Consider the following 13,528-nt stretch of genomic DNA (forward strand, 5'->3'; position numbering starts at 1 on the left):
CGTTGAAGACGCTGAGCTCGGGTGGCCTTCACCCCGCCGTTTCCGCGCCTCACTCCGTCACCCGGAAGGCGGGAGAACAACCCGACAGAGGATCGATCGCGATCTGCGCCAGGGCGGGACAGCGAAGCCGCCGGCCCGCAGGTGGACACCGGTGGGGTCGTGTCTCCTGGAGCGCGGAGCCGATGAAGCGCCCGCGGGGGCAGCTCGAGGCGCCGGTTTGCGGTAAGGTCGTGGGCCGGGCGCAGGCACGGCGGCGCTCGCGGTTGAGCCCGCCCTGTCGCCCCAGCAAGAACACTTCCATGGCCGATTTGAACGATCCCGCGCGCCTCGCCGAGCTGCACCACGTGCTGCTGCGCGACGACGCGGACGCCATCCTGGACGCCTGCGTCGAGCGGGCAGCCGAGCTCGCCCGGGCGCCGATGGCGCTCGTGAGCCTGGTGGTCCGACACATCCAGCTGTTCCGCGCGCACCGCGGCCTGCCGCCCGACCTGTGCGTCAGCTGCGCGACCTCACGGAGCAGCTCGTTCTGCCAGCTCGTGGTGCGCCACGAGGAGCCGCTCGTGGTCGAGGACGCCGTTCACGACGAGCGCGTGCCCAAGGAGCTGGTGGAGCGTTATGGCATCCGCGCGTACGCGGGTGTGCCGGTGCGGGTGCGCCGGCATGTGGTCGGTTCGCTCTGCGTGATCGACCTCGTCCCGCGCACCTTCGAGCCGGGCGTCGTCGAGGGCCTTCATCGGCTCGCCGCCGAGGCCGGCGCGCGGCTCGAGGCGCTGGAGAGCGACACGCCGCCGCCGAGCTGCACCGCGAGGGAGCGCCTCGCCCGGTTCGGGCAGACCGCGCGTACGCTCGAGCGCGCGCTCATGGCCATCGCTCCCGTGATCGCCGAGGCGCAGCGCGCGGCGGCGACGCTGCCGGAGGCGCCGCAGATCGCGCCGAGCCCGGACGATCTTCGCGCGGCGGTCGACTGCTATCGGGACATGTTCGCGATCGCGGCCGAGCTGGCCGACGACGCCATGGCCCTCTCGCGCTCCGCTCCGGCCGAGGCCGCGTCCGAGCTCGCCCAGGCGACGCGGTCCCTCACGCGGGACATGGTCGAGATCAGCCCGCTCGTCCGGCTCGCCGAGAGCGTGCTCGGGGGCACGCTCGGCGAGGGCGCCGCCGCGAGGGCAGCGCACGTCGTGCGGGACGCGTTCGCGGCGCACGAGACCGCGACCGCCGCGGTGCGCCGGATCATCACCACCGTCGAGCGCGGGCGGACAGGGGAGGCGTGGTGAAAGGCCGAGCGTACCAGCTGCTCCGCTCCTGTCTCGGCGACAAGGACCCTCCGAACGCGCGCGACGCGTTCATCTATGCGCGGGTCATCATGCGCGCGCGCGTCGTGCCCGAGGAGATCACGCCGGCGCTCGACGACCCCGCCATCGAGCGCCGACTGGAGAGCGCGCTGCAAGACATCGTCCGCCGCGCGTAGGGAGGGGCCGCCGGCCCCTCGCGCCGGCAGGGGCCGAGGGACGCGCTCCTTTGCCGGTGCTCCTCTGGCATGATCGCGACGGCCGAGGCTGGAGCCGAGGGTGCCGCATGCAGCGCTTGCCGGCACCCCTTGCCATTCAGGCAAAGATTGCCACCCGTGGAAGGCCAGCGGCCCGGCAACCGCTGGGTCCCGCAGAGGCGCCAGCTTCCATGATCCGGAGGAAGTCCTCCTTCGCGCCCACCTGGACCCGGTAGAAGCCGCCCCGCCGGGACGCCTGTCTCTCGCTCGATTCCACAACCTCCGAGAGAGGAGCGGCCCTCGCGATCTGCACGGTCGTGCGGCACGCGGCGCAGCTGCGACACGCGCCGCCCAGACGCGCCAGGCGTACTTGCGCAACGGGCTGCCCAACCACGCAGCGCGCTCACGCAACGCGCTGCCCGAACACGCGGCCGGGCGGTCGCCTCGCTGACGGGTCGAGATCGAGAGGCCGCGAGAAGCCGAGCGTATCTCGGTCGTCGCTGCGACGCCTCCGCTGCCGCAGCACGCCGCGACGGCATGGCACGCAGTCTGCTGGGGCACGTTCGCGGCGGGGTATCGCGACGATCGCCTGCGGCGCTCCCGACCGCATGCCGAGGGGGACGTGCGCGCATGATCCGTGGTGCTCATCCAGAGGCCAGCGACATCACGTCAAGAGGATGATTGTGAAACAACCCATGATCCGTTCGCCCCGCGCCGTCGCTGACGCGCGGGAGCAGCCAGCGCGACACGCCGCCATGGAAGCAGCCTCCTTCGCAGGGTCGTGCATCACTGACCTGCTCTGGGAGCAGGTCCGGGCGCAGCCGGACAGAGCTGCCGTCGTCGGTGAGGACGAGATCCTGACCTACCGCGAGCTCGCGGCGCGCAGCTCGGATGTGGCGATGTACCTGCGGCACCTCGGCGTGGCTCCCGACGACTGCGTCGGTCTGTTCGTGGAGCCGTCGATCGACCTGATGGTGGGCGCATGGGGGACCGTCCTCTCTGGCAGCGCTTACCTGCCGCTCTCGCCGGAGTACCCCGAGGACCGACTGCGCTACATGATCGAGGACAGCCGCACGAAGGTCATCTTCTCTCAAGAGGACCTCAAGGCCAGGCTGACCGAGCTCGCCCCGCGAGGCACGAGGATCGTCACCCTGAGAGACGCCGCGGCCCACGGCCGCTCGGACGCGAGCGCCGAGAACCGCGACCTGGGCTCCGGCCTGCGCTCACACAACCTGGCCTACGTCATCTACACCTCCGGCAGCACCGGGAAGCCGAAGGGCGTGATGATCGAGCATCGGAGCATCGTCAACCAGATGGGCTGGCTCCGGACCGCCCATGGGCTGGATCGGAGGCGGGTCGTCCTGCAGAAGACGCCCATGAGCTTCGACGCGGCCCAGTGGGAGATCCTGGCGCCCGCCTGCGGCAGCACCGTCGTCGTGGGCAGCCCTGGCGTGTACCGGGACCCGGAGCGGCTGATCGAAACCATCATCAGGCACCGCGTGACGACGCTACAGTGTGTTCCGACCCTGCTCCAGGCCCTCCTGGACACCGAAGCGCTCCACCGCTGCGACTCGCTCACGCAGGTCTTCAGCGGCGGAGAAGCCCTGTCCAGGAGCCTCGCGCTCCGGTGCCTCGAGGTGCTGCCCGGGTGCGAGCTGGTCAACCTGTACGGCCCGACCGAATGCACCATCAACTCGTCCGCGTTCACGGTCGATCGCCGCACGGTTCACGACGGCCCCAGCACGATCTCCATCGGCGCTCCCGTGCACGATACGCAGTACCATATCCTCGACGAGCGCCGGTCGCCCGTGGTCGTGGGCGAGATCGGCGAGCTCTACATCGGCGGAGCCCAGCTCGCACGAGGGTACCTGAACCGCCCCGACCTGACCGCCGAGCGGTTCATCGACGACCCGTTCCAGGCGGATGGCCGGCGCGCGAAGCTCTACAGGACCGGCGATCTCGCGTACTGGAACGCCGACGGCACCGTCCAGTTCGCTGGCCGGGCCGACAACCAGATCAAGCTCCGCGGGTTCCGGGTCGAGCTCGACGAGATAAGGCTGGCCATCGAGCTGCACGACTGGGTCAGGCACGCGGCGGTCACCGTCAAGAACGATCCCCGCACCGGCTTCCAGAACCTGATCGCCTTCGTCGAGCTGAACCCGAGAGAAGCAGCCCTGATGGACCAGGGCCATCACGGCGCCCACCACGCGTCGAAGGAGAGCAAGCTCCAGGTCAAGGCGCAGCTGTCGAACTCGGGATGCCGGGACCCCCGGGAGCTCCGCGGCAAGGCGGTTTTCGACCTGCCCGGCCGAACGCCGACCCGGGAGCAGAGACAGCAGGTGTTCGCGCGCAAGACCTATCGATTCTTCGACGGCGAGGGCGTCACGAAGGCCGACATCCTGCGCCTGCTCGGCCGGCGGGCCGGCCAGAGACTCGCGGGCGCCCACGCCCGAAGCCTGGAGGCGCTGAGCTTCGCGGAGCTCGGGGAGATTCTGCGGTACTTCGGGCAGTTCCTGAGCGCGGAGCGCCTGCTGCCGAAGTACGGCTACGCGTCGCCAGGAGCGCTGTACGCGACGCAGATGTACTTCGAGCTGGACAATCTATGCGGCCTGAATTCCGGAGTTTACTACCACCATCCTGTTCACCACCAGCTGATCCTCCTACGAGAGAAGCTCGCCTCCACGGCGGCGCAGGCGAGGGTGCATTTCGTCGGAAAGAGGCGGGCCATCGAGCCCACCTACAAGAACAACATTCAAGAAGTCCTGGAGATTGAAGCGGGACACATGGTGGGTCTGTTCGAGGAGGTCCTGCCCCGTTATGGGCTGGACATCAAGGAGCTCGACCATGCCCCCGCGACGATGGGCCACCTGGACTCCGCGGATGAGGACCACTACATCGGCACGTTCGAGCTCGTCCCGCGCGCGGAGCCGCGCCCCGACGACGCGGTCGAGATCTTCCTCCAGGTGCACCCCGGCAAGGTCGCTGACCTCGCCGCGGGTCAGTACCAGTACCGAGATGGCGCCCTCGAGAAGCTATCGGACGAGCTGATCTTGAAGCGGCATGTCATCGCCATCAACCAGCAAGTCTACGAGAGGGCGAGCCTCGGCATCACGGTCATCAGCAGGACCTCCAAGGGCTGGATGAGGTACATCGACCTCGGGAGGAAGCTCCAGCACCTGCAGGCGAACGACATCAACCTCGGGTTCATGTCCTCGGGGTACAGCTCCAAGACCGGGGACGATCTGCCCTCGGCCAAGCGCATGGACAGCATCTTGAAAGCCTGCGGCAGGGCCCCGGGCCCCTCCTACTTCTTCGTCGGCGGGCGCATCAGCGAGGAGCAGGTGCTCAGCGAAGGGATGAAGGAGGACGTCGTTCACATGAAGGGGCCCGCGGAGATGATCCGGGACGACCTGGGGAGCTTCCTGCCCGACTACATGATTCCGAACAAGGTCATCGTGCTGGACAGGCTGCCGCTCACAGCCAACGGGAAGATCGACCTCAAGGCGCTGGACCGCGTCAAGGTGGAGCTCGCCGATCGGCCGTTCGTGGCGCCTCGAACGGAGACCGAGGCGCGCATCAAGCAGCTCTGGCTCAAGGAGATGAAGCAGGACGAGGTCTCTGTGCGAGATGATTTCTTCGAGTCCGGAGGCAATTCGCTCATCGCCGTCGGACTTGTGAGCAAGATCAACAGGGCGTTCCAGACCTCCCTGCCGCTGCAAGTCCTGTTCGGGTCGCCGACCATCGAGAAGCTCGCGCTCGTGGTCGACGGCGCGGGCGTCGAGCCAGCATCACGGCTCGTGCGGCTGCAGACGAGAGGCGCGGGGACCCCCGTCTACTGCTGGCCGGGCCTCGGCGGTTACACCATGAACCTGAGGCTGCTCGCGCGCAAGATGGGCGCCGATCGGCCCCTGTACGGCGTGCAGGCTCACGGGATCAACGAGGGCGAGATCCCTTACCCCACCCTCCAGCAGATGGCCGCAGAGGACATCAAGGTCATCCGGCGACTTCAGCCCGCCGGGCCCTACACGCTGTGGGGGTATTCGTTCGGCGCTCGTGTCGCCTTCGAAGCGGCTCATCAGCTCGAGCGTGCTGGCGAGCGGGTGGAGCGCCTGTTCTTGATCGCCCCAGGGTCGCCGAAGGTACGGGCGAAGAGCGTCTCGACCTCGGGCAGCGAGCCCACCTACGACAACAAGGAATATGCGACGATCCTCTTCTCGGTATTCGCCGGCAGCATCACCGACCCCGCGCTCGCCGAGTGCCTTGAGGTCGCCAGAGACGAGGAGAGCTTCGCGTCGTTCATCGCCAGGAGATTCACGGGCCTCGACCCGGAGCTGGTGAAGAGGGTCATCCGGATCGTGCATCAAACCTATGAGTTCAAGTACACCATCTGCGAGCTCGTGGAGCGGCGCATCCGCGCGCCCGTGACGATCTTCAGGGCGCGGGGAGACGACCGGTCGTTCATCGAGAGCATCGAGGGCATCAAGAGCATCGAGGGCATCGAGGGACATGATAGCTGCTCGACGAGCGTCTCGACCTTCATCGATCTCGACGCCGACCATTATGGCCTGCTCAAAGAGCCGGGCATCGACGAGCTGATCGAGCAGATTCACCGCCAACTTCGCGCCGACGCGAAGCCCGAACACAACACCGAAGCCATGGAGGACATCCGCATGCCCCACGTCAACATCAAGCACTTCCCCGTCTCACTCAGCGAGCAGCAGCAGGCTGATCTGGTCGCGGCGATCACCGACGCGGTAAGGAGCGCGTTCCGGTGCAACGAGGACGCGATCTCGATCGCGCTCGAGCCGGTCGAGAGGGCAGACTGGAACGAGCAGGTCTACCTGCCGCAGATCGTGAAGCGCAAGGAGCTGCTGTGCAAAGCCCCCCAATATTGACCTCTCTGCTGCGAGCGTAGCGATCACAATGAGCCGCAATCGACACACCAACGTACCGCTCTCGCTCAGCGAGGAGGTCTCTGACGCCATCCAGGACGGCGCGCCGGTGGTGGCGCTGGAGTCCAACGTCATCACGCACGGCTTGCGCTATCCGGAGAACGTCGCCACCGCCAGGAGGGTGGAGCAAGCCGTCCGGGCCGCCGGCGCCGTTCCGGCGACGATCGGCATCGACGGCGGTCGGCTCATGATCGGCATGACGGCGGCGGACATGGAACGCTTCGGCGCGACGCCGGGCATCCCCAAGGTCAGCAGCCGAGATATGTCTGTCATCCTGGCGAAGGGCGGGATGGGCGCCACGACCGTCGCGTCCTCGCTGGTCGCGGCGGAGCTGGCGAGCATCCCGTTCTTTGCCTCGGCGGGCATCGGAGGCGTGCACCGCGGCGCGGAGCGGACGATGGACATCTCCTCCGATCTGATCCAGCTCACCCGATCGAAGGTCGCGGTCGTTTGCGCAGGGGCGAAGAGCATTCTCGATCTGGCCTTGACCATGGAGTACCTAGAGACGCACTGCGTGCCCTTGATCGCCTACAGGTCCGACGACTTCCCGGCCTTCTACTGCGCTTCCAGCGGGATCCGCAGCCCTCACAGGCTGGATGACGAGGAGGCGATCGCCCGCGCCGTCGAGAGTCACTGGGCTCTGGGCAACCAGAGCTCCGTCTTGATCACCAGCCCCGTCAGGGCGGAGGACGCTATCGACGGCCGAGAGGTCGACGCGGCATTGACGAGGGCGACGGCCGACGCGGAAGGGGACGGAATCCGCGGCAATGCGCTCACCAAGTACCTCATGCGCGCCGTCGACGAGGCGACCGAGGGGAGGTCCGCCAAGGCAAACATGGCAGTCCTCGTGAGCACAGCGGAGGTGGCCGGTCGCCTCGCGGCCGCGCACGCGCTATACCGCCGGAGGAAAGGCTCATGATGGTCTCCATCCTTGAGGAAGATACGATGAGCCGCGCAGCCATCTTCGATCTGGACGGAACGCTCATCGACTCCCCCCGCGCGATCGTGGAGACGTTCTCGGCGGCCTTCGCGGCGATGGGCCTCCGGGCACGGGATGCCTCCGCCACGCGGGCGACCATCGGGCTCCCGCTCGAGCAGGCGTTCAGCCTGCTGATGGGCGTCCCGCGGCATGACGCGCGGGTGGCCGAGGCCATCAGCTGGTACCAGGTCTCGTTCCGCGAGGTCATTCTACCGAAGGCGCGCTCGATGCTGTTTCCTGGGGTCGCGGAGGGCCTGCAGGCGCTGCGCGATGATGGAGTGGCCCTGGCCGTGGCGACCAGCAAGTTCTCGGCGAGCGCCGCTGCGCTGCTGGAGGCGGCGGGGCTTCGTGGCCAGTTCGACCTGGTCGTCGGCGCCGACCAGGTGACGCGGCCGAAGCCGGATCCCGAGATGGGGCAGCTGATCATGCAGACATTGGGGGTCCCGGCCGGGCGCGCGGTGATGGTGGGAGATACGACGCACGACGTGCTCATGGCCAGGGCCGCCGGCATGCGCTCCGTCGCGGTGACCTACGGCGTGCATGGCGTGCAGGAGCTGACGTCGTCCGGCCCGACCTGGATGGCCGACACGTTCGAAGACGTGCTGACGTGCCTGCGAGCGGCGCTGTCGTCGAATTGAACGGTGCTGATGCCCATGAGCGGACGTTCCACAGATTGGTTGCTGGCGGTCGGGGGGGGGCTCCTCCTCGCGTTGATGATCAACACCAACAGCCTCCTGGCGAGACACACCACGCCGCTCTTCGCGTCCTGGGCGGCGCATGGGCTAGGGGCCGCAGCGGCGTTCATCCTCGTCGTGCTCCACTCGCGGCTGTCCCGCCCCCGAGGTGGAGACGAGGAGCAGCAGAGGAAGGCGCCGCTCTGGGCCTACCTGGGTGGCATCCCGGGCGCGCTCACCGTGGTGCTGGCGGCGATCACGGTGAACAGCGGCCTCACGCTCTCGGGCACCATTGCCCTGATGCTCGTCGGGCAGGTGCTCTTCGGAGTCGTGCTGGATCACTTCGGGCTGCTCCGCACCCCGAAGAGGCGCATCGTCGCCGCAGATTTCCTCGTGGCGCTGCTCGTCTTGGTGGGCAGCGGGCTCATCATCTTTGGACGAGGCTGAGCGATGGCCCTCTATATATTGCTCGCGCTCCTCAACGGCGTGCTCATCGGCATGAGCCGCGCGATGAACGGGCAGCTCAGCGAGCGGCTCGGCCCCTTCAAGGCATCCCTCTGGAATCACGTCCTCGGGTTCCTGTTCCTGACGGCGGTCCTCTCCGTCATGGGCGGCTGGGGGTTCGGTGCCCCCGTCGCTCCGCCGCTCACGGCCTACCTCGGCGGGCTCTTCGGGGCGTTCTTCGTGGCCGTGAACAGTTACGTATTTCCCAGGCTCGGCGCGATGAACGCCGTCCTTCTCGTGATCAGCGGACAGATGATCTCCGCTGTGTTGATAGACTACCAGAGCCAGGGCGTGCCCCCCACGGCGCCCCGATGCCTCGGCGTCGTCCTCGTGCTCCTGGGCGTTCACATGACCAGGGTGGCGCGTTCGCCTCGTCACCAGGACAGATCGTGATGACAAACTCGCAGTTGGTCGATGAGCTGCTCGACGACCGGACCTACCACATCGAATTCAACGGCCACCTCACGAACCATGCAAAGCACGCGGTTGTCGCGCTGGCCGGGCTCGGAGCGCCGCCGACGAAGATCAAGGCATACTACGACAATTACGCGAGGCTGACGCCCTATGGGTACGGCCTGGAAGCGCCCAGGGCGTCGAAGCATGCCATCTCGGCGTCCAACTGGGATAGCCTCCTCGGGAAGCGAACCAGCTTCTCTGCGTATTGCGAGTTCCTGGACCAGCAACAGGAGCTCCTGGGCATCGACGGGCTGCTGAAACGCTATTTGCTAGCGCTGCTGCCCGGCTGGGTCGGCGCCTTCACGCATGCCACGATCCACCTGGGGTGGGCGCTCGACGCGAACCACCGCCGGATGGCGATAGAAGGTCTGGCGTACATGGCGTTCTCGTACGTCTCGTGCCATCCGGAGAGGGCGGTCACGGCTCCGGCCGGCGGCGCGAGGGGAGAGCGGGCGGTCGACTCGTTGCTCCGCGTCGCGGGGGCGTGGGACGACGATCGCGACGAGCTTCATCGCTGGGTGGAGGCGCTGGTCGCCGACACGGAAGCCGGCGCGGCTCAGGGGATACACCCCGAGCTCTCGCGCTCGGGGCTTCAGTATCGGATCGCCAGGCTGCTTGCCGAAGGGCACCCGCTGATCTACGAAACCCCGGCCTGGATCGACGACCAGGACGTCTCCACGAGCTGGGAGCAGCTCTTTCACGTGGTGACCCTGCTGTACCTGGCCGAGCCTGGCGACTTCGTCCTCCTTCATCTCATCACGTCGCTGCACGCGATGGAGCAGATCGCCCGCCGCCTTCCGGCGGACCAGGGGAGGTATGTGGTCAAGTGCTTCTGGATAGGCATGCTCTGCATCCTCTTCTCTCGCGCGGACCTTCCGAAGAGGTCCACGCTGGCCAGGCTGCATGCGACGTACGAGGACGCGACCGACTCCGCCGGGCAGCCGCTGGAGGGCGAGGGCTGGGGGCAGATCATCGCGCGAGCGATCGAAGAGGAAGAGGAGCACAACCCCAAGTTGGTGTACGTGCTGCATCGGGTGTGGAAGAGGACCGGTGGTCGCTCGATCTACCGCGCCGCGGCCGCGTGCTTCACCACGACCCCGGAGCTGCCCGAGTCTTTCGAAGAGCCGCCGACGGAGTGAATTCAAGCGTTGGGAGGATCGCGAGCATGTCAACCGCGCGAAAGTTGCAGACCCGGAATCATCTCGAAATTGACAATCTACACCTGCTGCCTCAGACGAATCAGCTGCGGGCGCTGCACACGATCATCCGCGACCGTGGCGCGCGCCGGGAGGATTTCGTCTTTTACTCGGGGAGGATCATCCGCCTGCTGATTGAAACAGGCCTGGGTCTTCTCCCCTTCGAGCCGTGCGAGGTAGAGACGCCCGTGGGCAGAAGGTACGAGGGCCGGCGCTTTGCCTCGCAGCTCTGCGGGGTTTCCATCGCGCGTGCAGGCGAGAGCATGGAGGCGGAGCTGCGCGCCGTCTGCAGGTCGGTTCGCATCGGCAAGATCCTCATCCAGAGGGACAAGACGACGAAGCTCCCGCGCCTTTACTATTCGTCTCTCCCCCGCGATATAGCGCGGTGCCACGTCCTGCTGCTGGATCCGATGCTGGCCACCGGAGGGACGGCGCTCGCCGCCATCCAGGTCCTCTTGGACCGAGGCGTCGCGGAGGCGAACATCATCTTCGTCAACCTGATCACGGTCCTCGAGGGGATTGCCGCCGTCACCGAGCGTTACCCGGATGTGAAGATCGTCACCTCATCCATCGAAGAGGGGCTGAACGAGAACGCCTACATGATGCCAGGCATCGGCGACTTCGGCGATCGGTACTTCGGTACCGAGGCCTGACATCGGAGGAGCTGGCGCGGCAGCGCGATGCTCGGACGCCGCTCAGACACAGAACCACCCTCCTGTCGAACCTCCGCGAGGCGAGCTTCGAGGGACGTGGTGGGAGCTGGAGCTGCTTACCGGGATGCGGTCAGCCGTCGGCGACAGGCCGCCGCGGGTCCCGGCTGACACCGCGCCGCGCCTGCCTCCGGTCAACCTGGGACGGTCGCTCCCGGAGAGCGCGGGCTGGAGAGCGCGCGGGACGAGATCCTCCGGCGCGCGTGGCGAGGGCCGTCGGTCGCTCGCGCCATCAGGCGCCGAGGGGCGCGCTCACGCGCCGCGCGCCGGCGCGCTCACAACCGGTGTGCCGGCGCGATCGCGCGAGGAATCGCGCGCCCAGGAGCCCAGGACGCGATCACTCTCCCACTTTCGCCTTCACCCGTCGCGCCGGACCTGCTATGCAGCGGGTCGCCTTCTTCGTCGATATCGTCGCTTGATGCCCGCGCTCGGAGCAGGCGCATCGTGCGAGACGCCTTCCTTGGAGAATACAATGAGCCATGAATTGACCCCTGGGGTGTTCACCGGGTCCAGGTGGACGCGCACCTTTCTGCATCTTGCGTTGCCGGCGATGGTGTTGCTCGGGTGCGAGGGCTCCTCGGAAGACTCGGCATCCGGCGGCGGCGATGCGTCGACGTCGGCGTCCTCGGTCAGCGGCAGCGCGTCGACCGTGGCGTCCACGTCGGCATCCTCGGGCGGCGGCGACGGCTCGACAGCGGCGTCCTCGGGCGGCGGAGACGAGGGGGGCGGCACGGGCGGCGTCGGCGGCAGCGCAGGAGGCGACGGCGCGTCGACCGCGGCGTCCTCGGGCGGCGCCGGCGGCGCCGGCGGTGGCGCAGGAGGCAACGGCGCGTCGACCGCGGCGTCCTCGGGCGGCGCCGGCGGCACAGGCGGCACAGGCGGCACAGGCGGCACAGGCGGCGCCGATACGTCGACCGCGGCGTCCTCGGGCAGCGGCGGCGACGTGTCGACCGTGGCGTCCACGTCGGCGTCCTCAGGCGGCGACGCCTCGACGTCGAGCGTGACCTCGACCTCCGCGTCCTCGGGCGGCGGCATGGGCGGCGGCGACGCCTCGACGTCGAGCGTGACCTCGACCTCCGCGTCCTCGGGCGGCGGCGCGGGTGGCGGCGATGCCTCGACGTCGGCCGTAGCGTCCTCGTCGGCCTCCTCGAGCGGCGCCGGCGGCATGGGTGGCGGCGACGCCTCGACGTCGAGCGTGACCACCACCTCGAGCGGCACCAGCTCGACCACCTCGACCGGCACCGGCCCCCTCGCGAGAACGCCGGTGGAGCGGCACGGCCGCCTGAAGGTGATGGGCAACCGCGTCGTCGACGAGCACGGCGAAGAGCTCCAGCTCAAGGGCATGAGCATGTTCTGGAGCGTCTGGGAGGGAGAGAAGTTCTACAACGCTTCCGCCGTCGACACGCTCGTGAACGACTGGGATGCGACCGTCGTTCGTGCCGCGATGACCGCCAACACATCGGGGCTCGGCTACGTCAACAACCCGGACGCGGAGAAGCGGAAGGTCAAGGCGATCGTCGACGCCGCCATCGCCAGAGGCATCTACGTGCTCATCGACTGGCACGATCACGACGCGGTCCAGCCCCGGAACAAGGAGGCTGCGAAGCGCTTCTTCCGGGAGATGGCGACGGAGTACGGCGATGAGCCCGCCGTGATCTTCGAGGTGTTCAACGAGCCCGACACCGAGACCTGGGCGCAGGTGAAGGCGTATGCCGAGGAGGTGATCCGGGAGATCCGCGGCGCCGGCTCCGACAACCTCGTGATCGTCGGGTCGCCGAACTGGTCGCAGGACGTGGACGTCGCCTCCAGGAGCCCGATCACGAACTACAGCAACATCGCCTACACGCTCCACTTCTATGCGGCGACGCACAAGGACGGGCTGCGCACCAAGGCGAGGACCGCGCTTTCCGCGGGCCTCGCGCTGTTCGTCACCGAGTGGGGCACCTGCTCCTCTACCGGAGACGGCGCGCTGGATCTCGCCGAGGCGCAGCGGTGGCTCGACTTCATGGCCAGCAACAGCATCAGCTGGCTCAACTGGTCGATCGTCGACAAGGCCGAGTCCTGCGCCGCGCTCAGGCCCGGCGCGAGCGCCGGCGGCCCGTGGTCGGATGGCCAGCTGACCGAGTCGGGGCGCTGGGTGAAGCAGAAGATCCAGGCGCCTTGACGCGGGAAGCCCGCCGAGGAGCGCCGTCGAGGACGAGGGCGCTCCGCCCGGGTCGGTCGCGCGGCGCCACGTCGCCTCGGGCGCGGACACCGAAGCTCCCGCGGCGCGCTTTCCATTCCTTCGAGGCCTCCTCGAAGACCAGAGTCTAGCTCTCTCGCCTTCGCCTCGTTCACCAGGCGATCCGCGCTCGATCGGCTCACTCCCGCGCTTCCTCATCGACGACATTGCCCGAACTCGGTGGATGAGTCAGGGTTTCGGCGACGCGCACGGCCGCGCCTGCTCGGCGCGGTGACGGCACGATGAAGGGATATGTCCTGTCCCTTCATCCCACTTCGTCCGGTCCTCGACAGAGGTCGTCTTCTCCCTCGAATCCCCCGCGCGAGCCGATGCGCTCGCGACACGGGGAG

11 protein-coding genes are annotated in these 13,528 nt (G+C 68.0%); 10 read left to right on the forward strand and 1 reads right to left on the reverse strand.

Going from position 1 to position 13,528, the window contains the following annotated elements; all coding sequences use genetic code 11:
• Nucleotides 1-299: 299 nt before the first annotated feature.
• The 9 genes from WMF39_RS26820 to upp all read left to right on the forward strand — a co-directional run bounded on the left by WMF39_RS26820 (nucleotide 300) and on the right by upp (nucleotide 10,900).
• Complete coding sequence (locus WMF39_RS26820; protein WP_437739328.1) at nucleotides 300-1,274, forward strand: GAF domain-containing protein; 975 nt, start codon at nucleotides 300-302, stop codon at nucleotides 1,272-1,274.
• Nucleotides 1,271-1,468 (forward strand): hypothetical protein, encoded by a 198-nt coding sequence (locus tag WMF39_RS26825; RefSeq protein ID WP_437707496.1) that lies wholly within the window; start codon nucleotides 1,271-1,273, stop codon nucleotides 1,466-1,468. The genes WMF39_RS26820 and WMF39_RS26825 overlap by 4 nt, the downstream gene beginning before the upstream one ends.
• A gap of 773 nt (nucleotides 1,469-2,241) precedes the next feature.
• Nucleotides 2,242-6,381: an amino acid adenylation domain-containing protein gene (locus WMF39_RS26830; protein ID WP_437739329.1), complete on the forward strand. Its 4,140-nt coding sequence runs from the start codon at nucleotides 2,242-2,244 to the stop codon at nucleotides 6,379-6,381.
• 28 nt (nucleotides 6,382-6,409) lie between these two features.
• The gene (locus tag WMF39_RS26835) at nucleotides 6,410-7,357 is read left to right on the forward strand and encodes a pseudouridine-5'-phosphate glycosidase (protein WP_437739330.1); all 948 of its coding nucleotides are present in this window, start codon (nucleotides 6,410-6,412) and stop codon (nucleotides 7,355-7,357) included.
• A 26-nt stretch (nucleotides 7,358-7,383) separates the two neighbouring features.
• Nucleotides 7,384-8,055: an HAD family hydrolase gene (locus WMF39_RS26840; protein ID WP_437739331.1), complete on the forward strand. Its 672-nt coding sequence runs from the start codon at nucleotides 7,384-7,386 to the stop codon at nucleotides 8,053-8,055.
• A gap of 15 nt (nucleotides 8,056-8,070) precedes the next feature.
• Nucleotides 8,071-8,538 (forward strand): DMT family transporter, encoded by a 468-nt coding sequence (locus WMF39_RS26845; RefSeq protein ID WP_437739332.1) that lies wholly within the window; start codon nucleotides 8,071-8,073, stop codon nucleotides 8,536-8,538.
• Between the two features lie 3 nt (nucleotides 8,539-8,541).
• Nucleotides 8,542-8,988 carry a DMT family transporter gene (locus WMF39_RS26850; protein ID WP_437739333.1) on the forward strand — a complete coding sequence of 149 codons (447 nt, stop codon included), beginning with the start codon at nucleotides 8,542-8,544 and terminating at the stop codon, nucleotides 8,986-8,988.
• Entirely contained in the window at nucleotides 8,988-10,190 is a 1,203-nt protein-coding gene (locus WMF39_RS26855) for a questin oxidase family protein (protein WP_437739334.1), read from the forward strand. Before WMF39_RS26850 ends, WMF39_RS26855 begins: the two co-directional genes overlap by 1 nt.
• A gap of 26 nt (nucleotides 10,191-10,216) precedes the next feature.
• Complete coding sequence (gene upp, locus WMF39_RS26860; protein ID WP_437739335.1) at nucleotides 10,217-10,900, forward strand: uracil phosphoribosyltransferase; 684 nt, start codon at nucleotides 10,217-10,219, stop codon at nucleotides 10,898-10,900.
• A 435-nt stretch (nucleotides 10,901-11,335) separates the two neighbouring features.
• On the opposite strand, the gene WMF39_RS26865 is transcribed toward upp, so the two are convergent.
• Entirely contained in the window at nucleotides 11,336-12,199 is an 864-nt protein-coding gene (locus tag WMF39_RS26865) for a hypothetical protein (RefSeq protein ID WP_437739336.1), read from the reverse strand.
• A gap of 22 nt (nucleotides 12,200-12,221) precedes the next feature.
• Here WMF39_RS26865 and WMF39_RS26870 point away from each other — a divergent pair, with 22 nt between their 5' ends.
• Nucleotides 12,222-13,121 carry a glycoside hydrolase family 5 protein gene (locus WMF39_RS26870; RefSeq protein ID WP_437739337.1) on the forward strand — a complete coding sequence of 300 codons (900 nt, stop codon included), beginning with the start codon at nucleotides 12,222-12,224 and terminating at the stop codon, nucleotides 13,119-13,121.
• The last annotated feature ends 407 nt before the right edge of the window (nucleotides 13,122-13,528 follow it).

The sequence above is a fragment of the Sorangium sp. So ce1504 genome (genome assembly GCF_051521635.1).
GTDB classification, from domain to species: domain Bacteria; phylum Myxococcota_A; class Polyangia; order Polyangiales; family Polyangiaceae; genus Sorangium; species Sorangium cellulosum_B.

Bases quoted from the DNA above. Each gene is read 5' to 3' on its own strand.
- WMF39_RS26835 (WP_437739330.1), top strand. From the start codon at position 6,410: ATGAGCCGCAATCGACACACCAACGTACCGCTCTCGCTCAGCGAGGAG.
- WMF39_RS26855 (WP_437739334.1), top strand. From the start codon at position 8,988: ATGACAAACTCGCAGTTGGTCGATGAGCTGCTCGACGACCGGACCTAC.
- WMF39_RS26840 (WP_437739331.1), top strand. From the start codon at position 7,384: ATGAGCCGCGCAGCCATCTTCGATCTGGACGGAACGCTCATCGACTCC.
- upp (WP_437739335.1), top strand. From the start codon at position 10,217: ATGTCAACCGCGCGAAAGTTGCAGACCCGGAATCATCTCGAAATTGAC.
- WMF39_RS26845 (WP_437739332.1), top strand. From the start codon at position 8,071: ATGAGCGGACGTTCCACAGATTGGTTGCTGGCGGTCGGGGGGGGGCTC.
- WMF39_RS26850 (WP_437739333.1), top strand. From the start codon at position 8,542: ATGGCCCTCTATATATTGCTCGCGCTCCTCAACGGCGTGCTCATCGGC.
- WMF39_RS26830 (WP_437739329.1), top strand. From the start codon at position 2,242: ATGGAAGCAGCCTCCTTCGCAGGGTCGTGCATCACTGACCTGCTCTGG.
- WMF39_RS26820 (WP_437739328.1), top strand. From the start codon at position 300: ATGGCCGATTTGAACGATCCCGCGCGCCTCGCCGAGCTGCACCACGTG.